A 22,947-nucleotide genomic window follows, 5' to 3' on the forward strand; every position below is an offset into this window, starting at 1 on the left:
GACGTCGGTCCCCGGACTGTCATTCGAAAACGACGGTCAGCGTCCCTTACATGGGCGCGGGCATGTATAGCCCGGGCAGCAGCTCCGGGTGTGCCGGGACGAAGAGCGCGAAAACGATCAGCGAGACACCGGTTATCCGGCTGAAGGCGGGCCCGTATTTCCATGTCTTCTCCAGGAAGATAACTACCGTGAGCACGGCCATCCACGCCAGGTTCATCACGCCCACGGCAATCAGCACCACCATGAGCCCCCAACAGCAGCCGACGCAGTACACGCCGTGGTACATGCCGACGCGGACGTCCCGCAAGCGGCCCTTGTACCCGGACACGTGCAACAGGAAGGCTATGGGCGACCGGCAGTGCCTGAGGCAAAAGTCCTTCAGCGGGGTGAGCTGGTAGGCGCCGGCCGCCACCAGCACGGCACCTCCCACCCAGGGCGCGATATCCGGCGCGTCCTCAGCCAGCAGCGCAGACATCGCCGCGGCCGCGTAGGCCATGACGCCGAATCCGATCCATGTCAGAAGGTAGCCGCCTACCAGGGCCGTTGTCCGGATGGCCCTGACCCGGCTGCTGCGCACGGCGCGGATGGATCTGAGATACGTCGAAGTCAGGGGCGCCAGCGCCGGCAACATCATGGCTGCCATCATCAGCGTCCACACCGCCAGGAAACCCCAGAGCCTCAATCCCATCGTTCCCGGGCCCGTGGACATGTCGGAAAGACCTTGGAACGTCAGGTACCAGGCCAGCGCGGCGCACCCGATCAGCGCCAATTCTCCGGCATGGTGGCCAGCTGTCAGGCGGCTCCTGCCCGGCACCTAAGCGGACCAGGCGAAGGGGGCCGAGAATGAGTTCTTCCCGGCGTTATCCCAGGTCATCCCGAACACGTCGACGCGGGCGGTGCTGGATGTGCCGGCTGCCAGAGTGTCGGCCGGGAATCCGACCCCGCTAATTTTCACTCCCCGCCCTGTGGAATCAAATGGATTCATGAAGTCCTCGACCGCCATCTCGACTGCACTGCCAATACGCACCTGGTGGACACGCCCGTCGTCGGCGTAGGCCATTTCCAGGGACTCCATGCCCGCCATTTCACCGATCAAGGGAGCGAGGCCCTCCATCGGTCCGCCGAGCTGGCCGCCGAAGACGGCACCGAGCGCTTCGGCCTGCTCGGCGGAGGCGGCGGCGTCCATCAGGAGACCGACCTTCCAGCCCCCCTCACTCATCAGGGCCGGGGTATCGGCGAGGACGCAGACTGTCAGACCGCCGACGTCGACACCGTTGACTTCACCGGTTTCCACGTGGAAGGCCAAGGCCACGTTGCAGCGGTCATTGTCCGCCGGTGCCGTCTGTCCTGTCGCCGTACACGGGCAGACCATATCGCAATTGCAATTCTCAAAATATGTACCCTCGACATGCCACGGCATTTAGGGCTCCTTTCGAAGAGGCCCCCCAAAACAAATCCTCCTCGCGGCCCTGAACAGTGTCAACGCCATGCGGACACCCATGCGAAGGACACTCTCGGGCGGCCCCGCGCATCGAATAAAGGGGCGCGGGTCGTCCGGCCGGAATGGGCGCCAGGGCGACTTTTTACGTCTGCCCAGCGGTGCAACACCGCTGTTAGCTGGCCGGCGTCACGACGTCCTCCAGCATTGACCTGTCGAAGAATCGGACCTCACCCGTTGCCTGGAAAAACACCGGGACGACCGAGGTGCTCGGGTCCTTCGAGGTTTCGTAGATCTCAGGCGCGCCCCCGTGTTTGCGCGCGATGGTTCCAACCAGGTCAGTGCCGCGAACCCGGACGGTTCGATATTTGTAGCTCATGTGGACCCCTTCGTCTGCCGGCCCCTTCGTCTGCCAAGCCAAACCCTACTCCTGAAAAAGTGTCAGCCACGCCGTTGCACGCGTGCCAGAATCCTCATATGACCAAGGAACGAAGTGAACTGAAGAGCACCGGATACGAGATCTTCATCGGTATCCTTTCGATCCTGTCGATTGTCAATCTCGTGCTCTTGTATGTCGTGCAGGACCAATACCTCGACACGGTGCTCACCGTGATGAACGCCATTTTCAGTGTGATCTTCCTTGCGGACTTCCTCTACCGGATCGTCACCGCGCCATCGGCCGGCGCCTATTTCTTCAAACACTTCGGCTGGGCCGACCTGCTGGCCAGCGTGCCTGTCGCGCAATTCAAGATCCTGCGCATCTTCCGGCTGATCCGGGTGTACCGCCTGCTCCGCGATGTCGGCGTCCGCACGATCAGCCGCGCGCTGATCAAGGATCGGGCCGGCAGCTCCCTGTACATCCTGCTGCTCATGGGCATTCTCGTGCTCGAATTCGGCAGCCTCGCCATGCTCCGCGTCGAGCAGTACGCCCCAGGGGCCAACATTACGAACGCCTCCGACGCCATCTGGTACACCATCGTCACGATCTCGACAGTCGGATATGGTGACCAGTATCCGGTCACCGACCCGGGCCGTATGATCGGGGCAGGCATCATTGTCCTCGGTGTCGGCATCTTCGGCACATTCACCGGCTACCTGGCCAACTTCTTTCTGTCTCCCAAGAATCCCGCACCGCCGGTCGATGCCGCCGGGACGGGAACCGCGACGGTCGAAGGACTCCGCCAGCGCCTCGAAGAGTCCGAAGCCAAGCTCACCGAGATCAGAAAGCTGCTTGCCGGGCCAACCGGGTGAACGTTCGTCCCATAGCTGCCGCCATCTGACCCGGCGCCTCTATTGAAGAGCGCTCATGGCGACGGGGGCGTGAACTGGCTGGCGGTAAACTCAGCTCCCTGGGGGTCCCGGATCAGTGCCGTGCGCGTCCACTCGGTCTCGCTTTGGCTAAGGACTTGGGCGCCGAGTCGCTTCGCCTCAACCACCGTCTGGTCCCGGTCGGCAACGGTGAACGAGACGTGCCAGTGCGGCAGTTCGTCGGGGGCCGTGGTCGCGATCCAGGCGATCGCATCCTCGAAGCCAGGTGGAGGGGCCAGCGCTGACTGCCTTTCCCTGATGCCCGGATCGATTGTCGCCTCAAGGTGATCACCGTAACCGGGCCTGCGGATCATCATCGCGAAGCCGAGGTCGTCGACTTGCCAGCCAAACACGTCCTCATAAAACTTGCTGGCCGCGCCGGGGTTAGGCGTGTGGAGATCGCTGAAATTCCAGGACCCCGGCTGATTGGCCACCTGTGCCCCCAAGCGTCGCTTGGCTTGCCAGATGCGGATCCCGACGCCCCCTGGATCGGTCAACGCCGCACTGCGGCCGCCTTCTCCAGCGTCTGCGGCTGCCGACCGTACCGTAGCGCCGGCAGCAACCAGACGCTGCACTGCGGTATCCGCGTCCTCGACGGATACGTAGGTATACCATGTCGCGGCACCCCGGGTGTCCGCCATCCCGGCGACGTCCTGGCCATCGAGCTTGGCAATCAAGTATCGGCCCGGCGCGCCCGCCGGCACGGCGTCCTCGAACGTCCAGCCAAAGAGGCCGGCATAGAACCCGGCGGCCGCCTCGACGTCGGGCTGCTCGGTGTCGATCCAACACGGTACGCCCTCAGGGTAGGTTCGCTGGGTCATGTCTCGCTCCCGCAGTCCCTTTCGTAGTACCGCCTGGCGTGATCAGTCCTCGGCCGGGGCATCGGCTTCAGCCTCAAGCTCGGCTTCGAGCTCGGCTTCGGCCACTGCGATGACAAAGCCGAGCGCAATGGCGAGGTTTGCTGCCTGCCGCCACGATCCGGGGAGTGCCGACAATGGGCGCAACTGCGATGACGATGCCCTGGACATCATCTGCCGTGACGCCGGCGTCGACCACCGTACCGGCGTTGAGCAGGTAGGAGGCGGGTGGAGCGTCGACGGAGACGAGGGCCGCGATACGGGCCAGCATCAACTCGCGGGGAACAAGTGTGGAGCGTTCGAGCGACACGGCGGTGATGTCGGCGAGGGCGTCGACGACGGGGGTTTCTTCTTCGGCCATGATCATGTCTCCATCTGGATTCGGTGTTGGGTGCCGAGCCGACGGCACGGGCGAGGGGCCCGGCCCGTCTGCAAAGTAACCCTGTACGTCCCAGGGAGACATCACCCCCGCGGGATGAACCGATCGCCGGCCATCGGACTCCGTAACAGACGGGCCCCGACGGCGAAAGGATCACTTCTCGGTAGCCGCCAAGTAGTGAGGTCGCCTTTGACGCACAATTGATGACCCGCCCAAAAGGATTTGAGCCCGATGTATCCGTCGGCCCGAATGCCGAGCGATATACCCCGTTACGGTGTCGGCTGGAAGAAGGTCTGGATGAAACGTAGGAGTCGGTGAGTCCGTCATATGTGGGGCCGAAATCGGCCATGGGGCGTGGCTGACCCGCGGGCAGCGCATCAAGTAGATCGTTCGTTGCGGATGAGCCGGATGTCAAGAAGCGGCTGCCATGCTTGTCCCATGGATGACCAGGTTGGTGCCGCGCAGCCGCAACCCCGGCCGTCTGCCTATCGGACCGGGCGGATGGAAGCATTCAGCGACGGCGTGTTCGCCATCGCGATAACGCTCCTCATTTTGGAGATTTCGGTCCCTGCCGGCTCCCACGAGAACCTCGTCGGCGCGCTGGTCGACCTGTGGCCGTCGTACTTAGCATACTTGGTCAGCTTCTCGACGATTGGGGCGGTCTGGTTTGCCCACACGGTCATCACCGAATACCTCGACCATGCCGACTCGGTGTTCGTACGGCTGAACCTGTTACTGCTCCTGGTTGTCTCGTTCCTGCCGTTTCCGACGAAGTTGCTGGCCGAATTCATCCACGAAGCCGGGCCCGAGCGGATCGCGGCGACCGTCTACGGCATCAACCTGCTCCTATCGATGATCATGATTTCGGTGACCTGGCGATATGCTGTCCGCGCGCGTCTCGTGCGCCCGGATCTGGCTGATGAGGATGTGAAGACCCTCACCAAACGGCTAACGCCGACGCTGGGCGTGTACGTCGCCATGATCCTGATTGGGCTGGTCCAGCCAGTCATCGCCGTCTTCGGCTATCTGGCACTCGCCCTGTTTATCCTCCTGCCGTTCAGCGCCGTCCGGCGCCGTTCCCGTTCCGCTTGACCGGCGGGTAGGCAGAATCGGGGGCTTTGCATTCAAGATTCCTGTCGATGCGCTGCGGCCGCCACGGCGGGCTGAGCATCGGTTCATCCCATGGGGGTGATGTCGTCCTCCGCTTTCGAGGGTTACGTTGATGTCGAGTCGCAGCGACCGGCCCCGGTCGCGCCACTCGCCATACAATCACCGCAACCAGATGGAGACATGGCCATGGCCGAAGAAGAAACCCCGATCCTGGACGCCCTCGCCGACCTCACCGCCGTATCGGTTGAACGCTCGACGCTTGATCCCCGCGAGTTGATGCTGGCCCGGATCGCTGCCCTCGCCGCCGTCGACGCCCCGGCCGCGTCCTACTTTTTCAATGCCAGTACCGCGATGGATGTCGGCATCACCAGTGAGGACATCCAGGGCATCCTGATCGCTGTTGCCCCAATCGTCGGCACCCCCCGGATCGTGGCGGCAACCGGCAACCTAGCCAGCGCCCTGGGCTTCGCCCTCGAATTGACCGAGGCTATGGCCGAGGCAGAAGCGGAAGCCGAGGGCTAATCCCGTCCGGACCACGGCGCCGTGGCGCGCGGGCTCGTGGAGGGGAACCTGCACGGGCGGCATATCGCCTTCGGGCTACGCCGGAATGATCCTCGTCCCGGTCTGTGCAGACGACGTCGTGGGGTCCGGTGCTGACGTTCTCCTCTCCGGTCCACGCATTCCGGCTCAATGTGGCAGGGGACGCGTAGATTTGCCCCGGGTGGTTATGACCGGTTTGGATCGCACGGATAGGCAGTTATTTCTGGCCCCACCTCGTGACTCGCCGGCACCCTGGTGGATGGAGCCGAGAGTGGAGTTGGTCGCGCGGATCCGAAGCGAGGCCCGGGCATGTCGGTTCGTGGCCTTGCGGTCCTCCGCAGGGTTCACTGGGGTCGTGTCGGCCGATCAGGACGAAGCGGCTTCGATGAACTTCTCGTCACCCACCTTCACGGCCTTGACACCGGACGCTGTCTCCGGACGGTGTGGGGCAGGACCGACCCGTCAAAGGCAAGCGGCCTTTCGCACCCGGACCGGGGCGCTGGCCAAACCGGTAGCGAAGGTCCAACTCCTGCCCCGGCAGGCACACACGGGCAGTGCCAAAAGTCATTGGTTCGGCGAAGAACCCTGGCAGGCAGCCGGGCCGGGGAGGCCCAGCTAGGTTGGCTCGGTGAGCAGCTTTCTGATCTCGGTGAGCTTGGCTTCGGACTCTTCGAGGCGCAGGCGGAGTGCTTCGACCGTCGCGCTGGTGTTGGCCGCATCGACGGGCGGTGCGGGTTCCTTCTTCCGGGGAGCCAGGAAGAAGTTGGCCAGGTAGCCGGTGAAGGTGCCGAAGATGCCGACACCGACGACGATGATGCCCGTACCGAGAATACGGCCGGCACCGGTGACCGGATACTGGTCACCGTATCCCACTGTCGAGATCGTGACGATCGTGTACCAGATGGCGTCCGAGGCCGTCGTGATATTGGCCCCCGGCGCATACTGCTCGATGCGGAGCATCGTGAGGCTTCCGAATTCCAGTACGAAAATGCCCATGAGCAGCAGGATGTACAGGGAGCTGCCGGCCCGGTCTTTGCTCAGTGCGCGGCCGATTGTCCGGATGCCGACGTCGCGGAGCAGGCGGTACACCCGGATCAGCCGGAAGATGCGCAGGAACTTGAGTTGCGCGAAGGGCATGCTGGCCAGCAGGTCGGCCCAGCCGAAGTGCCTGAAGAAATAGGCGCCCGCCGATGGCGCGGTGAGGATCCGGTAGAGGAAGTCGGCGAGGAAGATCACGCTGAAAAGGGCGTTCATCACCTCGAGCACGGTGTCGAGCGACTGCTCCCGCGCGGCATACACGAGCACGAGATTGACGATCGACAGGAGCGAAAGTATTCCGATGAAGATCTCATATCCGATGCTCTTCAGTTCACTGCGTTCCCTGGTCATGTGAGGATTCTGGCACGAAAGCACTCAAGTACCCGACACTTTTTGCCCTTCTCTGACCGGACCGCAGTGCCGCTGTTCAACAGCCTGGCGCGCAAGTACCCGGCCTGGGGCCTCGCCGGGATCGAGGCAGGCGCATGGTCTAAATGTCGTTAGCCGCTCCCCCACGGCGACGACCGCTGCATGCACGCCGCCACGAAAATTCCCCTGCATTAAGTAGTCTTACTATGCAAGCTTCCAGCAGAGTCGAGGAGGTTAAAGTGGCCGGACATTTGGAGTTGGAGCACTCGCTGCAGAGTGGTGGCGGCGTTCTGATCGTGGACGCTGAGAAGTCTTTGACAGGTACTTCGGACGCCGGTCTGGAAAGATCCGTTATGGGCCGAGCCGTTGCCTGGTCAGGCACATGCGGCCGCCCTCAACCAAAGGTGGGGTAGCAATGGTGCCAGGTTCAAAATCCGAAAAGAAACGCGGGGTCCTTTTCGACGTCGACGGGACCTTGATTGACTCCAGCTATTTCCATGCCCTTGCCTGGTGGCAGGCGTTCCGGCGGGAGGGGCTGGACATCCAGATCTCGGCTATCCACCGCTGCGTCGGCATGGGCGGCGACAAGCTCATCGAACACTTGGTCCCCGGGTGCACCACGGACATGCAGGAAGACCTCAAATCCGCGCACGGCGCCGTGTTCTCCACGTTTTGGCCTTCCCTGCGCCCCTTCGACTCTGCCCGGGACCTCCTGGCCGCCTGCTCCGGCGCCGGGCTGGCCGTGGGTTTGGCATCATCAGCGCAGGAGCGCGACCTGGACGTCGCCCGGCGCCTCCTGGACGCCGGCACGTCCATCGATGCGTGGACCAGTTCCAACGACGCCGACGAGAGCAAGCCCGCTCCCGACATTCTGCTGGCGTGCCTGGACAAGCTTGAGCTCAGCCCGGCGGACGTCGTGTTTGTTGGCGACGCCGTCTGGGACGTGCTGGCCGCGGCGGCAATTGGAGTTCCCGCCATTGCCCTGACCTGTGGCGGAATCAGCGAAGCCGAGCTGCGGGAGGCCGGTGCCGCCGAGGTTTACGACAATCCGCGGCACCTGTTGGAGAACCTTGAAAGCAGCGCGATTGGAAAGCTGAGCGCCTGAAGCCTTCCGCCCAGGCGGCTTCCAAAGCCTGAACGGCCGCCCAAGCAGCACGGTCTGGAATTCTCAGTCCGTGCTGCCCGGCGGGTGTCCGGCCTGTCTTACTTGGACGCCGCGGCTGTCAGTTCGCCCCGGCGCCGACGCCTGCCTCGACGGCCGGGCCGGCTGTGGCGCCGGCAAGGCGCAGCCAGGTGTCCACCACGGTGTCGGGGTTCAAGGAAACCGAATCGATGCCTTCCTCGACCAGCCACTCGGCGAAGTCCGCGTGGTCGCTCGGACCCTGGCCGCAGATGCCGACATATTTGCCGCGCGCCTTGCAGGCCGCGATGGCCATGCTCAGGAGCTTCTTGACGGCCGGATCGCGTTCATCGAAGCCGCCGGAGACAATCGCGGAGTCCCGGTCCAGGCCCAGGGCCAGCTGGGTCATGTCGTTGGAGCCGATGGAGAACCCGTCGAAGTAGTCCAGGAACTCATCGGCGAGCAGCGCGTTGGATGGGATCTCGCACATCATGATCACCTCGAGGCCGTTCTCGCCGCGGGTGAGGCCGTTCTCCCCCAGCAGTTCGATAACGCCGCGGGCCTCGTCCAGGGTCCGTACGAACGGGATCATCAGCTTGACGTTGGTCAGGCCCATCTCGTTGCGGACAAAGGACAGGGCCTCACACTCGAGGTCGAAGCAGTCCCGGAAGGACGGCTCGAGGTACCGTGAGGCGCCGCGGAAGCCGATCATCGGGTTCTCTTCGTGCGGCTCGTAGGCGGGCCCGCCGATCAGGTTGGCGTACTCGTTGGACTTGAAGTCGGACATGCGCACAATCACGGGTTCCGGCGCGAACGCCGCCGCGATGGTGGACACGCCCTCGGCCAGGCGCTTGATGTAGTAGTCGCGCGGGCTCTCGTACGCGGCGATGCGCTCACGGATTTCCGTGGCGACGTCCGCCGGCTGCTCGTCGAGGTTCAGCAGTGCCTTGGGGTGGATGCCGATCTGGCGGTTGATGATGAATTCGAGCCGGGCCAGGCCCACTCCGTGGTTGGGCAGTTGCGCGAACGTGAAAGCCTGCTCCGGGGTGCCGACGTTCATCATGACCTTGACGGGGGCCTCGGGCAGCTGGGTAATCTCGGTTTCCTCGACGCTGAAGTCCAGGAGCCCTTCGTAGATCACGCCGGTTTCACCGTCGGCGCAGGACACGGTCACGTCGAGGCCGTCGGAGAGGGCATCGGTGGCGTCCCCGGTGCCGACGACGGCGGGAATCCCCAGTTCCCGGGCAATGATGGCCGCGTGGCACGTGCGCCCGCCGCGGTTGGTCACGATGGCGGAGGCACGCTTCATGATCGGTTCCCAGTCCGGGTCGGTCATGTCGGCGACGAGGACATCACCGGTTTTGAAGGCGGCCATCTGGTCGATCGCGGTGAGGATGCGGACGCTGCCCGCGCCGATGCGCTGGCCAATGGCGCGGCCCTCGACCAGCACCCGGCCGGTCCCGTTGAGCCGGAACCGGCTCAGGCTGCCGGAGGCCCGGCGGGACTGCACGGTCTCCGGGCGCGCCTGCAGGATGTACAGGCCGCCGTCGATCCCGTCCTTGCCCCATTCGATGTCCATGGGGCGGCCATAGTGGTTCTCGATGGCGACGGCGTGCCGGGCGAGCTGCTCGACGTCGTCGTCAGTGAGGCTGAAGCGGTTCCGCAGGGACGCCTCGACCGGCACGAAGTCGATGGTGCGGCCGATTTCGCGGCTGCTCGTGTAGGTCATCTGCAGGGCCTTCTCGCCCAGTCCGCGCTTGAGGATGGCCGGCCGGCCGGCCTGCAGCGCGGGCTTGTAAACGTAGAACTCGTCGGGGTTGACGGCGCCCTGGACGACAGCCTCGCCGAGGCCGTAGGAGGACGTGACGAACACGGCGTCCTGGAACCCGGACTCTGTGTCCATGGTGAACATGACGCCGGAGGCGCCGACGTCGGAGCGCACCATGCGCTGGATGCCGGCCGAGAGCGCCACCTCGGCGTGCTCGAACTTGTGGTGCACCCGGTAGGCGATCGCCCGGTCGTTGTAGAGGGATGCGAACACGTCCTTGATGGCGAGCAGGATGTTCTCGATGCCGCGGACGTTCAGGAAGGTTTCCTGCTGCCCGGCGAAGGAGGCATCGGGGAGGTCTTCCGCCGTGGCGCTGGAACGGACGGCCCAGGACAGGTCCTCCGAGCCGCCGTGCTTGTCCACCAGCTGCTGGTAGGAGTTCCGGATCTGCGCTTCGAAGTCAGGCAGGAAGGGCGTCTCGCGCATGAGGGCCCGGATCTCCTGCCCGGCGGCTGCCAGGGCGGTGACGTCATCGGTGTCCAGGCCGACCAGCCGGTCGGCGATCTTCTGGTCGAGGCCCGAATCCGCCAGGAAGTTGCGGTAGGCATCCGCGGTGGTGGCGAAGCCGTCGGGAACCTGGACGCCGGCGGAGGTCAGGTTCTGCACCATCTCACCGAGGGAGGCGTTCTTTCCGCCCACCCGGTCCAGGTCCTTGAGTCCGAGTTCTGAGAACCACAGGATGTCTGTCGTCATAGTTACTGCTCCTTTGCAGATGATGGCATGCAAGTGCGCCGCCCCGCTTGCGGCGATGGCCGGTTGATGGGCGCAAGTCCTGTCCACAGTGACAGGTCTCCAGCGCACTTTCCACATGACGTGCGCCACACCAAGTTTGTGAAACTTTTCCCTAATGCTTGAGGTTCATCCGCTGCAGGATGGTTGCCGCCATTTCCTCGACGGACACCGTGGCCGAATTCAGGTACGGAATCCTATGGGAGACGTACAGCTGCTCGGCGCTGCGCAGCTCGAAGCCGCACTGCCGCAGCGACGCGTAGGGTGAGCCCCGGCGCCGTTCGGTGCGGATCTGGCTCAGGCGCAGGGGGTTGGAGGAGAGCCCGAAACACTTCTCAACGAAAGGCCTCAGCGGCTTGGGGAGCCCTTCCCGTTCAAAGTCTTCGTCCACCAGCGGGAAGTTGGCGGCGAAAATGCCGTGCTGCAGGGCCAAGTACATGGTGGTGGGCGTTTTTCCGCAGCGGGACGGCGCCACCAGGATGACTTGGGCCTTTTCGAGCGCCCGCAGGCTTTGGCCGTCGTCGTGTTCCATGGCGTATTCGACGGCGGCCATCCGGGATTGATACCGCTCCGCATTGCCCAGGCCATGGGCCCTGCCGGGTTCGCCGCTGGCCGGCGAACCGAGGGCCTGCTCCAGCTGTCCGACATGTGTCCCGATGAGATCCACGATGATCCCCTGGCACGTACCCAGGACCTGGCGGATATCGCTGCTTACCGCGGTGGAAAACACGATCGGCTGCAGGCCCGTGGCGGCCAGTTTGTCGATAGTGCCGACCACCGTCCTGGCCTGTTCGACCGTGGTGATGAAGGGGACCGTGATGCGGTCAAAGTGGTTCGCGGGGAACTGCGTCAGCAAGGTGTTGCCGAGCGTTTCCGCGGTGATGCCGGTGCTGTCCGAAAGGAAGTAGACAGGCCGAAGATCGTCTTTGGTCATGAACGCATTCTCCCCCACGCCGGGACCGGTCCGGTATCGGGCAGCCGGCGGGTCCCTACCCCGCCTCCGGTCCCGGACGTAGACTGCTCGCTTACAACGCCACCAGCTAACCGGGAGATCGACATGAACTATGCAGGGACCGGGAACGAGAAGGCCGTCACGGCAAGTGACCTTAACCGGACACATGTCGGACTGACCCTGAGCTTCCAGCCGGACGAATTTACCGTGGTCTTCGGCCGGATTGGCGCCATTGCGCGCAAGGAGGGTGGTGTGAACATCGCGCTGGCAGGGGTGGACGGTGCGGGTGGCCTGGCGTCCCATTACAGCCTGCCTCCCGCCCAACAGGTCTACGTCCAGCCGGACATGCTCACCAATACGGAGACGACCATCAAGGATTTGTTCGGCAAGGTGCAGGAGAATCTGCGGAGCCACAAGGGAGATCAGCGGCCGGACACCGTGTAGGGCTCACTGATCCCTGACACGGTCACAGTGCTACGTGTTGAGGTCCCAGTGGACACGGATCGCTTCTGCAACCGGTCCAGCGGTGACATCAATCCGGAAAGCAACGGGCGCGGTCCCAGTCTCTTCGATGACAGCGTCATGGTAAACGCGGCCGCAAGAGGAGCACAGGGTGTAGAGATCCTCGTCCTCAGGCCAGGTAGCCAGCCCCGCGGGCACGGGAACGTTTCCGCCAATGTGAACGGGCATGCCCTGTGAGTTGGCCTGAATCAATCCCTCGCTGCTTACGGTATTGCCGCAAACGCAGGTGATGGTGGTGACGTCATGATCGATGACCTCGGCGAATTCGGTATCCATGATCAGCTCCCTCAGGTTCCGCAGAAGGTCCGGTACGGGCCAAAGCTTTCCGGGGCGGCAGCGGCGTAGCGCTCGAGGCCGGACCGCTCGTCGAAAGGTGAGGCGACTGCGTCCAGCAGCCGTGCCAGCGGATCCAGGTTTCCGATGGTAGCGGCCGCCAGGGCCTCCTCCACCAGGTGGTTCCGCGGGATGTAGACCGGGTTGACCCGGTCCATGGCGTCAGCATCCGGCGCCAAGGCGCGCCATCGCCCCACCCAGGCATCGAAAGCTGTCGTGTCCTGGACCTGGCCCCGCGCGGCTTCGGCACGGCCGCGGGCGGCATTGCCGAGGTGCCGGAAAAACGAGGTGAAGTCGGCCCGTGACACCTGCATTAAAGCCACAAGTTCGTCCACGAGAGGCGAGGCCAAGTCGTCGTCGAGCCCGTCACGGAACCCCAGCTTGGCCTTCATGCCTGCCGACCAGGCGTCACTGTACTGCCGGCGGAACTCGCAGAGTGCTCCCACCGCGAGCTCGACCGCCTGCTCCTCGTCGTCGTGGAGCAGGGGCAGAAGCGACTCCGCGAGCCGGGCAAGATTCCACTCCGCCACCACCGGCTGGTTGCGGTAGGCGTAGCGCCCGCTCTCGTCGATCGAACTGTAGACGGCGGCCGGGTCGAAGCCTTCCATGAAGGCACACGGCCCGTAGTCGATCGTTTCGCCCGAAATTGTCATGTTGTCGGTGTTCATGACCCCGTGAACGAATCCGACGAGCATCCACTGGGCCACCAGCGAAGCCTGGGCGGATATGACCCCTTGGAAGAGTGCGAGATATCGGTTCCCGGCTTCCGCGGCGTCGGGGTGGTGACGGGTCAAGGCGTAGTCGGCGAGGCGGCGAAGGAGGCCGATGTCGCCCGTGGACCGGGCGTACTGGAAGCTGCCCACGCGCAGGTGGCTGCTGGCTATCCGGGTCAGAATGGCGCCGGGCAGGAGCGTCTCGCGCTGCACCGAACGTCCCGTCGCGACGACGGCGAGGGACCGGGTCGTGGGGATGTGCAGCGCGTGCATCGACTCGCTCACGATGTATTCGCGCAGCATGGGACCGACCACCGCCTGGCCGTCCCCGTTGCGGGCAAACGGCGTGCGTCCTGATCCCTTGAGGTGGACGTCGCGGAGCTGCCCGTCCGCGTGCCCGATCTCGCCCAGCAGGAGTGCGCGCCCGTCGCCGAGGCGGGGCGCGTACCAGCCAAACTGGTGGCCGGCGTAGGCCTGCGCCACCGGACTGGCATGGGCGGGGACGGCGTTGCCGGTCAACAGACGCAGACCCTCCGGACTCCGGAGGAAGGCCGGATCGAGGCCCAGCTCAGCGCCGAGGTGCTCGTTGAGCACCAGAAGGTGCGGCTCGGGCGCCTCCTCCGCGCGCCAGGGAATGGCCATCTCCTGGAACTCCCGGGCGAAGCGGCCATCAAATGTGACGGTTGAATGCGCTGTGCCACTCATCTTTCAAGGATACCGGCCACAGCGTCAGCAATGCCGCTGGTCGCGGCGGAGCAGAATCGGGCCGGTGCCATGACGTGGCGCGGAGCTGGTGGCAGGATGGGCGCATGGAACTGCACATCACGGGCGACGCCGCAGCCGACCAACTGCTCAGCAATGACGCGTTCGCACTCCTCGTTGGCATGCTGCTTGACCAGCAGGTGACCATGGAGTCTGCGTTTGCCGGACCCGAAAAGATCCGGACGCGCATCGGGTCCATGACCCCTGCCGCAATCGCCGAATACGACCCGGCCGGCTTCGTTGAGATCTTCAAGGAGCGTCCATCCATCCACCGCTTCCCCAGCTCCATGGCCGGCCGCGTCCAGGACCTCGCTGCGACCGTCCAAGGCGATTGGAATGGGGACGCAACTGCCATCTGGAACCAGGACGACCCGGACGGTGAGGAAGTGCTGCGCAGGTTGAAGGGCTTGCCCGGCTTCGGAGAGCAAAAGGCCAGGATCTTCCTTGCACTGCTCGGCAAGCAGTGCGGCCTGCAGGCGCCAGGCTGGCGTGAGGCCGCCGGCCCCTATGGCCAGGAGAACGCATTTCTTTCTGTCGCCGACATCGTGGACCCCGAGTCGCTGAAAAGAGTGCGCGCCAGCAAGCAGGCTGCCAAGGCCGCCATCAAAGCCGCGAAGGCATCCGAGCGCTGATACGGAGGGCCTGGATCAGAGGCTTCCAACGGCTTCGCCGGGGATCACGATTCCGAGCTGGTTCCTGATGGCGTCGGCGACGGCCATGGTCCGGATGGATTCGGCGAGCGGCCGCTGCGGAACCTCCAGCTGCCCTGCCGCAATGGCGCGGGCGACGGCGGCAGCCTCGAAGTGCAGGCCTTCGAAGTGTGCTCCGGCCGGCTCCTCGTAGGCCAGCCGGGTACCGTCCGGGAAGTGGACGCTGAAGTTGCCTGGCATGTTGAAGGGCCCGTCAATTGACAGTGAAGCCTCGGTGCCCACAATGGTGGCGGACGTCGGCGTGAAGTTGTGCAATTGGGTGTTCATCATGGCCTGGCGTCCGCCGGCAAAGGACATGACGGCCGAAAGCTGGGCATTGACTCCGGATTCGTGCGGTTCACCGAGTGCCAGCAGGCGGTCCGGTTCGCCCAGGACGGACGTGATGAGCGAGAGCGGATAGGTCCCCAGGTCCAGCAACGGGCCGCCCGCCAGAGCCGGGTCGAAGATCCGGTGGCTGGGGTCAAAGTGCTCACCGTATTCGGCGAAGACCGTAGTAAGGTCCCCGAGCATTCCGGAGTCGAGCACTTGCCGGATGACGTCGAACTTGGGCAGGAAAAATGTCCACATGGCTTCGGCGGCGAACAGGCCGGCGTCGGCGGCCCGGCTGGCGATGCCGGCCGCCTGTGCACGGTTGATGCCTATCGGCTTTTCGACCAGAACGTGCTTGCCGGCGTCGAGCGCCATGAGGGCGGCCTCGTAGTGGAAGTTGTGCGGCGTGGCCACGTAGACGATGTCGACGTCGGCGGCCGCCAGCTCCTCATAGCTGCCGAAGGCAGCGGGGATGCCGTGCCGTCCAGCAAAGGCTTCGGAACGGTCCAGCGAGCGGGACCCGATTGCGGCGATAATCTGCGAGGTGTGCGCCTGGACGGATTCCGTAAAGCGCTCCGCAATCCAGCCGGGACCCATGATCCCCCAGCGGAGTGGTGGTGCGGCTCGGGAATCCGGGACCCGGGACACCGGGAGTGAGGAGTTCCCGGTCATATGCCGGCCTCCCTTGTGTTGACATCGATTCGCATGAGACGCATAACCCCTTCCCTGAATTTGTCCTGACATAGTAACAAACCGCTTCATCCGGGAAAAGCCCCTGAAGAGGTAACCGCTCCACCGCGGCGCCACACACTCGGCCTCCGGCACCCTTCCCGCCGCCCCGCCCGCGGACTTGCCCCTGACCGTGCGCCTCCAGGATGCCCGTCGATACTTTGAGCGCATGTCAAGACAAAGTCTTGACCGTCTCGTTAGAGCGCTCTAACGTAGAAGGTGCGTGATCCAGCACACTCCCGGGAACGCTCCCAATTCAAAGTCCGCCCTCCAGGTCGGCCGAATCGAGGAAGTCAACAATGTCGTTGCACACAGCAAGCTCGCCCGCATCGGGCTCAAAACACCGCGGGTATCTCGCCCGTCTCACTGTTATCTCCACACTCGGCGGACTCCTGTTCGGCTACGACACCGGCGTGATCTCCGGTGCGTTGCTCTACATGCAGGACTCCTTGAGCATGAGCCCGGTCGAAGAGGCCACCGTCGTCAGCGCACTGCTCTTCCCTGGTGCCGCGGTGGGCGCACTGAGCGGCGGCAGGCTCGCCGATAAGCTTGGGCGGCGCGGCACGCTGCTTGTGTGCGCGCTGCTCTTCCTTCTCGGCGCGATAGGCTGCGCCATCGCACCGACCGTCGGGTTCATGGTCGTTGCCCGCGTCATCCTCGGTCTTGGCGTCGGCGCCGCTGCCGTAACGTGCCCTCTTTACCTGGCAGAAATGGCGCCCGCACATCTGCGCGGGCGCATGGTCACCATCAACGAACTGATGATCGTTACCGGACAGATGCTTGCTTTTGCCATCAACGCACTCCTCGACGCCGTCATCCACGACGCGGAGGTCTGGCGCATCATGCTTGGCATTGCCTCCATCCCCGCCATCGCACTCCTGATCGGCATGCTCGCCCTGCCCGAATCGCCGCGCTGGTTCGCTATCCGCGACAGGCTCGAGGACAGTCGCCGCATCCTCAACCTCAGTCGCAGCCCGGAGGAAGCCGATTTCGAATACAAAGAAATCGTTGAGTCCGCGAATACGGCCCGGAATGAGCGCTCCAGCGCCTGGCGCGATCTGAAGAACAATCCCTGGATGCGCCGGCTCCTCTGGGTCGGCATCGGGCTCGCCGCAGCCCAGCAGGCAACGGGCATCAATACCGTGAACTACTACGCCCCCACCATCCTCGAGCGCAGCGGCCTCGGCGTGAGCGCATCGCTCGTGGCGACCATCGCCGTCGGCGTCACGTCGGTGCTGATGACCGTCCTGGGTATCTGGCTGCTGGGCTTCATCGGGCGCCGCCGCATGCTGGTCATTGGCTTCTCCGGGGTCGTAGCTTCGCAGGCACTCCTCGCCGTCGTCTTCACACTCCCCCAGTCGGACCTCGTCAGTTACACCATTCTGGCGGCGATGATGCTGTTCGTGGCCTTCGTGCAGTGCTTCATCGGCACGTGCGTGTGGCTACTGCTCTCCGAGATCTTCCCGCTGGCCATCCGCGGCTTCGCGATGGGCATCGCGGTGTTCGCCCTCTGGACCGTGAACGCGGCGATCTCCTTCCTGTTCCCGATCCTGGTCGCCGCCCTGGGCTCAACCGGCACGTTCACCCTGTTCGTGCTGGTGAACATTGTTTCCCTCATCTTCGTGGCGAAATTCGTCCCGGAGACAAAGGGACAGTCGCTGGAAGAGCTGGAGGTGCATTTCCGCACCGGAGGCATACCAATCATCGTGCCCCCCACGGTACCGGGCGAGAAGGCGGTATCTCTCTGAGAATCGAACGTCCGTAGCCATTGCCGCCGGGGCCTCCCCCACGGGACAGGCATGCGGCCGGCGTCAGGCAGCAGTGGAACCGGCGCGGTTGCCCATGGGGCGGCGGCCGGAACCGCTGTGTTTCCCGCGATACGCTTGCCGGCAGGAGGCCATTTGTCCAGGAGCGAACTGAACCGGCATGGAGCGGCCAAACGCGCCACCATTGAGGATGTGGCGCGCGAAGCCGGCGTATCTCGCGCACTCGTATCCCTGGTGCTGAGGGGTTCACCAAAGGTGAGTGAACAAAAAAAGGAAGCTGTCGCCACCGCCATAGCCGCACTCGACTACCGGCCCAGCAATGCGGCCCGCTCGCTCGCCAGCGGACGGACGCAAACAGTAGGAGTGCTGCTGGACGACCTCTCCAATCCCTGGTTCGTGGAGCTGCTCGACGGCATGCAGAACATCTTCCGGGAGCAGAACCTCCGGATGGTCCTCGGCGATCCACGCTATCTGGCCCGCCCAGGGGAAAGCCCGGTGTCCGCCTTCATGGAATTGCGCGTCGACGGCCTCGTCATCGCCGGAGACTTCAACACCGATGAAGACCTCACCCGCGCCACACTGCTCACGCCAGCCGTCGTCGCCGGCACCCGCGCCTTCGACCTCCCGGCAGCGGACCGCGTCACCAACGACGACGCCGCCGGCGCCCGGATGGCCGTCGAACACCTGATTGCTCTCGGCCACAGCGACATTGCCTTCCTCACCGCTCCCACCGGCTCTGCTACCGTGCGGGCCGACGCCTACCGGGACACCATGACCCGCCACGGCTTCCAGAACTACATCCGAGTGATACCAACGGACTTGAGCGAACATTCCGGCTTTGAGGCAATGAGCCGCCTTATCGACGGCGGCCAGCCCCCCTCAGCTGTCTTTGCCGCCAACGACATCCTCGCCGTCGGTGCGCTCTCGGCCGCCGACGAGCACGGCATCAGCGTGCCGGCACAACTCTCACTGGTCGGATACGACAACACCTATCTCGCCGGGATCCGCCACGTCTCCCTGACCACCGTCGACCCCGTCAGCCTGGACGTAGGCATCCGCGCCGCGGAGCTTCTCCTCGCCCGCATCGCCGACCCCTCCCTGCCGCCACGTACCGAAGTGCTGGCCCCGCGCCTCGTCGTTCGAAGCACCACCGCTCCCGCCGCCCACACCTGACACTCTTGGCCACCCAAGGCGGGCGGCCGGAGGCCACTGCGCTCTGTCATGGTGCAGTGGCCCTGACTAGACTTGAATTGCGCCGGATTAGACGCATGGATTCGTCTCTGGAGGGCAGGATCATGACAGACCGCAGCGACTCCGAATTGCCCGCGGACCAGGCGCCCGCGGACGTGAAACCAGAAGATATGGAGCTCCGGGGCCGGTACGTCGAAGGAGCGTACGGTAAGGCTGGCGTGCAGAGAGGCCGGCACGCCGAGGACGAGGAAGGCCAATACGTCCAAGGTGACTACGGTGCGGCCGGCAAGGAGGGCGGCCTGCCCGAACCCTTGGGAGACCGAGCCAAGGAATCCGGGCGCTACGTAGCAGCCGACTACGGCGGCGCTGGCACGGCTCCGGGACGCACGGCCGGGTCGGAAATCGGCCAGTACACCGAAGGTGACTACGGCGCGGAAGGTACTGTAGATCCGCTGCGCAAGGCCGGAACAGGTACGCCTGGCGAAAAGCCGCCGGCCACGGACAAGCCCTTCGACACCGGCACCCAGGAGGGCACCTAAAAGCGCCTGCCCGGGGGCAGGCAAGGACGCATCACGAGACTATTCCGGGCTGGTAGGTGCCGGCGCTCCATTCCTGTCCTTGCGGATCGAGCACCCGGCAGCGCCGGGCGCCCCATTGGGTGGCTTCGGGCTCGATCACTGAGGTTCCGCCCGCGGCGAGGGCCTTCTGATGAAAGGCGTCGACGTCTTCGACCAGAAGATATAGTCCCTGGCCGGTTGACTGGCCGATAAGTGGCGGCCGCTGGTAGGCGGCATCGCTACTTGCCACCATTAGCACCGCCTCCCCCATGGAAATCTCGGCGTGCAGCACTGACCCTGCGGGTCCGTCGTGCCGCTGAATAACGCCAAATCCCACGGCCTGGAGCCAGTCCAGGGCTGCGGGTGCGTCACTGTAGCTGAGATAGGCGAATAACTTGGCGTCCATGCCGGAATGCTATTCCCAAGCGCAGCCGTCCGGAACTAGCGTGGCGGAATGAACTCGTCGAAGACCCCCGCCGAGATCCTCAACATAGCCGGCAACGAGGTTCGCATCTCGAGTCCGGACAAGGTGGTGTTCCCCGAACCCGGGCTGACCAAGCTCGACCTGGTCCGCTACTACCTCGCCGTCGCCGACGGTGCGCTGCGGGGCGCAGGCGGCCGGCCCATGGTACTCAAGCGCTTCCCGAAGGGGATCGGCGCTGAGCCGTTCTTTCAGAAACGCGTGCCTGAAAACCACCCCGACTTTATCGACACGGCAACGCTGCACTACGCGTCCGGAACATCAGCCGAAGAGGCCGTCATCCGGGATGCTGCAGGCTTGGCGTGGGTCGTGAATCTCGGATGCCTGGACCTCAACCCGCACCCCGTGCGTGCCGAGGACCTCGAGCACCCGGACGAGCTCCGGGTCGACCTCGACCCGATGCCGGGGGTCGACTGGGCGCAGATCGTCGACGTCGCCTATGTCGCGCGGGAGGTGCTCGACGACGTCGGACTGGTGGGGTGGCCGAAGACGAGCGGTTCGCGGGGACTTCACATCCTCGTGCGCATCGCGCCTCAGTGGTCGTACCGCGACGTGCGGCTCGCCGCAGAGACCCTCGCCCGCGAGGTCGAGAACCGCGCTCCGGGCCTCGCCACCGCACGGTGGTGGAAGGAGGAGCGCGGCGAGAGTGTGTTCGTCGACTTCAACCAGAACGCCAAGGACCGCACCGTGGCATCGGCGTACTCGATCCGGCCCCTGCCCGACGCCCGGGTCTCGACTCCACTCACGTGGGACGAGGTTACCTCCACCCGGCCGGAACAATTCACGGTGCCCACGGTGCTTGAGCGCTTCGCGGCGATGGGCGACCCCCACGCCGGGATCGACGACGCGGCAGGGACACTCGACAGGCTCATCAGTCTGGCTGCCGGGCTCGGCCCCGCCGAGAAGCCGCCGCGCGGCGGCGACGGCTTGGGCCGCCGGCAATCGGTAATGCCGCTCATCGAGGTGGCAAGGACCAAGACCAAGCCCGAGGCGCTCGCGGCGCTCGAGGAATGGAAGACCCGGCATACGGACCTCTTATCAGCCCTGCACCCCGCAGACGTACTCGTCGACGGAATGCGGGGATCGAGTTCGCTCTGGTACCGGGTCCGGGTGAACCTGCAGCACGTCCCGGAAAAGGAGCGTCCGCCGCAGGAGGAACTCATCGCCGACTACGACCCCTGGGCGGGCAAAGAGTGGCCGGGGCGCCCTGGATCCTGACCGCCGGATCCTGACACCAAGGACGGGGCTCAGGCGTCCTGAGGCTTGTCCAGCTGCGCCAGGGTGTCTGCGTGGCGGTGGGCGACCTTCCATTCGCCATCCTCGCGCCGGTAGATCTGGGTCACGCGCAGTGTGTAGTCCCTCGGCTCTCCGTTTACCGAGGTGCTCGTATGCTCGTACCCAACGGTGTAGGCCATGTCCCCGATCACGTCGGCAGCAATCACCTCGTGCGTGTATGACTTGCAATCCGAGAAGGATGCTTCCAGCTGACGGAAGATGCGCCCCACGTCCTCGGAACCGCTGCCGGACATCCACGCGCCAAGCACGGTAACGGGCTCTCTTCGGGACCAGATGGCGAACCGCGGCGCGGCGTCGCCGTTATGCAGGGCGGTCTCGGCGTCCTTGAGGCGCGACCCAACCCAGGCCATGAAGTCATCCCGCTCACTCACGTCGGACCTCCAAAGGGCTCACTGTCCGTCAACGGCAGGATAGGTCTATCGCCGTCCAGGCCGTCCCGGCCCCGCCATCCTAAGCGTGCCTCGTGGTGGCTGCAAGGGTGGGGGGTTACCTCTGCCCCAGGCAGCTGCGGGCTAGAGGCCTCGCCTCGATTCCAAGCTTTCCGCAAGGGGGTTCAGGCAAGATTCGGTCCGAGGTATGCCAATTGATTGCGGGGTGGTTGTTATGGATGAGAAGCCGAGGCCGAAACTCTCGGCCCTATTTTGGGTGGTTTCCGTTGCCGTTCTGGGTGCACTTGGGGCATTGGGCTGGTATGCGGTGAACGTCATAGCCGCCCTGCTGTCCCCGTCGGTGCGTTGAATATGTATCGACGCTCCTGACACCCAATTCGACGCACACCCGGATTGCGGGATCCATTTTGCGGCCGCCATCGCGGCCAGCGCACATCACCGCCGTCCAACATGGCCAAAGACGCGGCGGGGTGGACGGGCCTGAACGCCAGATGTTCGCGTTAGAAAGTTGATAGCGGCATCGGCTTCCCGACGACGCCGGGCACGCTTACGGTGGGCAAGAGGAGCAGGACACAAGGCCTTCGAAGGGACCCGCCATGCTGATCTGCGCAACTTGCGCCGTGGAACGCGACGAACCTGCCCCGGACATTTGCCCGATCTGCACCGACGAGCGGCAGTATGTACCCGAGGACGGACAAAAGTGGCTCACACTGGACGGGCTCGCGCAGGAGGGCCAGCAAACGGTGTTGACGGAGAACGAGCCGGGCCTTGTCGGGATCCGGACAGAGCCAAGAGTCGGGATCGGCCAGACCGCCCAGCTTGTGGCGACACACAAGGGTTCGCTGTTGTGGGATCCGGTCGGATATGTCGACGACAGCGCTGCGAAGGCAGTGCTCAAGCGGGGCCCGGTCCTGGCGATCGCCGCCAGCCATCCACACATGTTCGGTGTGCAGGTCGAGTGGGCGCATCGGCTCGGCGGCGTCCCCGTACTTGTGGCGGATGCAGACCGGCGATGGCTGGGGCGCAATGATCCGCTCATTAAATACTGGTCCGGCAGTCAACCTATCGCCGAAGGGTTGACCCTGCACCAGACCGGGGGCCATTTCCCGGGCAGCGCGGTGGCGCACTGGGCTGCAGGAGCCGGCGGCAAAGGAGTTCTGCTGACCGGTGACAGCGTGTATCCGAATCCGGACCGTCGCTCCATCGCTTTCATGCGCAGCTACCCGAACCACGTGCCGCTATCCGGCGCGGTGGCGGTGCGAATCGCCGCGCAGCTGGGAGAGCTCAACTTCGACCGGATCTACGGCAACTTCAACAATGTCATCGCGTCCGGCGCCAAGGCCATTCTGCACGATTCTGCACAACGGCACGCTGCTTGGGCGCGCGGCGACTTCGACCATTTGACCTGAGCCGCCCATTTCCCTTTTGCGTTAGCGTGGGATCAAGCGCCTCAATTGACGTCAGAGGTATCCGAGCCATCATGGCGACCAGGAGAACCCCAGGTTCTCACGGCGCTCTCAT

The 22,947-nt window shown here is 64.6% G+C and carries 24 protein-coding genes; 11 read left to right on the top strand and 13 right to left on the bottom strand.

Annotated features, from left to right (window positions below; genetic code table 11):
• Positions 1-46 precede the first annotated feature (46 nt).
• From AC1DN2_RS16140 to AC1DN2_RS16150, 3 genes are all read right to left on the bottom strand, one after another.
• A complete protein-coding gene (locus tag AC1DN2_RS16140; RefSeq protein ID WP_476851130.1) occupies positions 47-769 on the bottom strand; it encodes a DUF2182 domain-containing protein in 723 nt (240 codons plus the stop codon).
• 45 nt (positions 770-814) lie between these two features.
• Complete coding sequence (locus AC1DN2_RS16145; protein ID WP_476851131.1) at positions 815-1,420, bottom strand: DUF1326 domain-containing protein; 606 nt, start codon at positions 1,418-1,420, stop codon at positions 815-817.
• Positions 1,421-1,613: 193 nt separating this feature from the next.
• Complete coding sequence (locus AC1DN2_RS16150) at positions 1,614-1,817, bottom strand: hypothetical protein (protein WP_043435465.1); 204 nt, start codon at positions 1,815-1,817, stop codon at positions 1,614-1,616.
• A gap of 98 nt (positions 1,818-1,915) precedes the next feature.
• Here AC1DN2_RS16150 and AC1DN2_RS16155 point away from each other — a divergent pair, with 98 nt between their 5' ends.
• On the top strand, positions 1,916-2,689 hold the full coding sequence (locus AC1DN2_RS16155; RefSeq protein ID WP_476851132.1) for an ion transporter: 774 nt from the start codon (positions 1,916-1,918) through the stop codon (positions 2,687-2,689).
• 53 nt (positions 2,690-2,742) lie between these two features.
• Here the strand turns inward: AC1DN2_RS16155 and AC1DN2_RS16160 are convergent, their stop codons facing one another.
• Complete coding sequence (locus tag AC1DN2_RS16160; RefSeq protein ID WP_476851133.1) at positions 2,743-3,567, bottom strand: VOC family protein; 825 nt, start codon at positions 3,565-3,567, stop codon at positions 2,743-2,745.
• A gap of 73 nt (positions 3,568-3,640) precedes the next feature.
• A complete protein-coding gene (locus AC1DN2_RS16165) occupies positions 3,641-3,970 on the bottom strand; it encodes a carboxymuconolactone decarboxylase (protein ID WP_476851134.1) in 330 nt (109 codons plus the stop codon).
• Between the two features lie 450 nt (positions 3,971-4,420).
• Between AC1DN2_RS16165 and AC1DN2_RS16170 the strand changes: the two genes are divergently transcribed.
• Together AC1DN2_RS16170 and AC1DN2_RS16175 are read left to right on the top strand one after the other, a co-directional pair.
• The gene (locus tag AC1DN2_RS16170; protein ID WP_476851135.1) at positions 4,421-5,074 is read left to right on the top strand and encodes a TMEM175 family protein; all 654 of its coding nucleotides are present in this window, start codon (positions 4,421-4,423) and stop codon (positions 5,072-5,074) included.
• A gap of 204 nt (positions 5,075-5,278) precedes the next feature.
• Complete coding sequence (locus tag AC1DN2_RS16175; RefSeq protein WP_476851136.1) at positions 5,279-5,614, top strand: carboxymuconolactone decarboxylase family protein; 336 nt, start codon at positions 5,279-5,281, stop codon at positions 5,612-5,614.
• A 633-nt stretch (positions 5,615-6,247) separates the two neighbouring features.
• Here the strand turns inward: AC1DN2_RS16175 and AC1DN2_RS16180 are convergent.
• Positions 6,248-7,021, bottom strand: a complete 774-nt coding sequence (locus AC1DN2_RS16180; protein WP_476851137.1) for an ion transporter — start codon at positions 7,019-7,021, stop codon at positions 6,248-6,250.
• Positions 7,022-7,454: 433 nt separating this feature from the next.
• On the opposite strand from AC1DN2_RS16180, the gene AC1DN2_RS16185 reads away from it, so the two are divergent.
• Entirely contained in the window at positions 7,455-8,144 is a 690-nt protein-coding gene (locus AC1DN2_RS16185; protein ID WP_476851138.1) for an HAD family hydrolase, read from the top strand.
• 118 nt (positions 8,145-8,262) lie between these two features.
• On the opposite strand, the gene ppsA is transcribed toward AC1DN2_RS16185, so the two are convergent.
• Together ppsA and AC1DN2_RS16195 are read right to left on the bottom strand one after the other, a co-directional pair.
• Positions 8,263-10,680 carry a phosphoenolpyruvate synthase gene (ppsA, locus tag AC1DN2_RS16190; RefSeq protein ID WP_476851139.1) on the bottom strand — a complete coding sequence of 806 codons (2,418 nt, stop codon included), beginning with the start codon at positions 10,678-10,680 and terminating at the stop codon, positions 8,263-8,265.
• Positions 10,681-10,831: 151 nt separating this feature from the next.
• The gene (locus tag AC1DN2_RS16195) at positions 10,832-11,650 is read right to left on the bottom strand and encodes a pyruvate, water dikinase regulatory protein (RefSeq protein ID WP_028276194.1); all 819 of its coding nucleotides are present in this window, start codon (positions 11,648-11,650) and stop codon (positions 10,832-10,834) included.
• A 123-nt stretch (positions 11,651-11,773) separates the two neighbouring features.
• On the opposite strand from AC1DN2_RS16195, the gene AC1DN2_RS16200 reads away from it, so the two are divergent.
• Positions 11,774-12,112, top strand: coding sequence for a hypothetical protein (locus AC1DN2_RS16200; RefSeq protein ID WP_476851140.1), 339 nt, complete (start codon positions 11,774-11,776; stop codon positions 12,110-12,112).
• A 30-nt stretch (positions 12,113-12,142) separates the two neighbouring features.
• Here AC1DN2_RS16200 and AC1DN2_RS16205 read toward each other — a convergent pair whose 3' ends face one another.
• Together AC1DN2_RS16205 and AC1DN2_RS16210 are read right to left on the bottom strand one after the other, a co-directional pair.
• Complete coding sequence (locus AC1DN2_RS16205; protein WP_476851141.1) at positions 12,143-12,466, bottom strand: hypothetical protein; 324 nt, start codon at positions 12,464-12,466, stop codon at positions 12,143-12,145.
• A gap of 11 nt (positions 12,467-12,477) precedes the next feature.
• Complete coding sequence (locus AC1DN2_RS16210; protein WP_476851142.1) at positions 12,478-13,941, bottom strand: protein adenylyltransferase SelO; 1,464 nt, start codon at positions 13,939-13,941, stop codon at positions 12,478-12,480.
• A 104-nt stretch (positions 13,942-14,045) separates the two neighbouring features.
• On the opposite strand from AC1DN2_RS16210, the gene AC1DN2_RS16215 reads away from it, so the two are divergent.
• Positions 14,046-14,630, top strand: coding sequence for an HhH-GPD-type base excision DNA repair protein (locus tag AC1DN2_RS16215; RefSeq protein ID WP_230010261.1), 585 nt, complete (start codon positions 14,046-14,048; stop codon positions 14,628-14,630).
• Positions 14,631-14,645: 15 nt separating this feature from the next.
• Here AC1DN2_RS16215 and AC1DN2_RS16220 read toward each other — a convergent pair whose 3' ends face one another.
• Positions 14,646-15,689: a Gfo/Idh/MocA family protein gene (locus AC1DN2_RS16220; RefSeq protein WP_476851143.1), complete on the bottom strand. Its 1,044-nt coding sequence runs from the start codon at positions 15,687-15,689 to the stop codon at positions 14,646-14,648.
• A 356-nt stretch (positions 15,690-16,045) separates the two neighbouring features.
• Between AC1DN2_RS16220 and AC1DN2_RS16225 the strand changes: the two genes are divergently transcribed.
• The 3 genes from AC1DN2_RS16225 (at position 16,046) to AC1DN2_RS16235 (ending at position 19,242) form a co-directional block, all read left to right on the top strand.
• Positions 16,046-17,494 (top strand): sugar porter family MFS transporter, encoded by a 1,449-nt coding sequence (locus tag AC1DN2_RS16225; protein WP_476851144.1) that lies wholly within the window; start codon positions 16,046-16,048, stop codon positions 17,492-17,494.
• Positions 17,495-17,545: 51 nt separating this feature from the next.
• On the top strand, positions 17,546-18,685 hold the full coding sequence (locus AC1DN2_RS16230; protein ID WP_476851145.1) for a LacI family DNA-binding transcriptional regulator: 1,140 nt from the start codon (positions 17,546-17,548) through the stop codon (positions 18,683-18,685).
• A 95-nt stretch (positions 18,686-18,780) separates the two neighbouring features.
• Positions 18,781-19,242, top strand: a complete 462-nt coding sequence (locus AC1DN2_RS16235; RefSeq protein WP_476851146.1) for a hypothetical protein — start codon at positions 18,781-18,783, stop codon at positions 19,240-19,242.
• A gap of 31 nt (positions 19,243-19,273) precedes the next feature.
• Here the strand turns inward: AC1DN2_RS16235 and AC1DN2_RS16240 are convergent, their stop codons facing one another.
• Positions 19,274-19,666 (bottom strand): VOC family protein, encoded by a 393-nt coding sequence (locus tag AC1DN2_RS16240; RefSeq protein WP_230009733.1) that lies wholly within the window; start codon positions 19,664-19,666, stop codon positions 19,274-19,276.
• Positions 19,667-19,714: 48 nt separating this feature from the next.
• On the opposite strand from AC1DN2_RS16240, the gene ligD reads away from it, so the two are divergent.
• Entirely contained in the window at positions 19,715-20,959 is a 1,245-nt protein-coding gene (gene ligD, locus AC1DN2_RS16245; protein ID WP_476851147.1) for a non-homologous end-joining DNA ligase, read from the top strand.
• Between the two features lie 29 nt (positions 20,960-20,988).
• Here ligD and AC1DN2_RS16250 read toward each other — a convergent pair whose 3' ends face one another.
• Positions 20,989-21,408 carry a nuclear transport factor 2 family protein gene (locus AC1DN2_RS16250; RefSeq protein ID WP_476851148.1) on the bottom strand — a complete coding sequence of 140 codons (420 nt, stop codon included), beginning with the start codon at positions 21,406-21,408 and terminating at the stop codon, positions 20,989-20,991.
• A 614-nt stretch (positions 21,409-22,022) separates the two neighbouring features.
• On the opposite strand from AC1DN2_RS16250, the gene AC1DN2_RS16255 reads away from it, so the two are divergent.
• Positions 22,023-22,835 carry an MBL fold metallo-hydrolase gene (locus tag AC1DN2_RS16255; protein WP_476851149.1) on the top strand — a complete coding sequence of 271 codons (813 nt, stop codon included), beginning with the start codon at positions 22,023-22,025 and terminating at the stop codon, positions 22,833-22,835.
• Positions 22,836-22,947 lie beyond the last annotated feature (112 nt).

The organism is Arthrobacter sp. 01L42 (assembly GCF_056400005.1).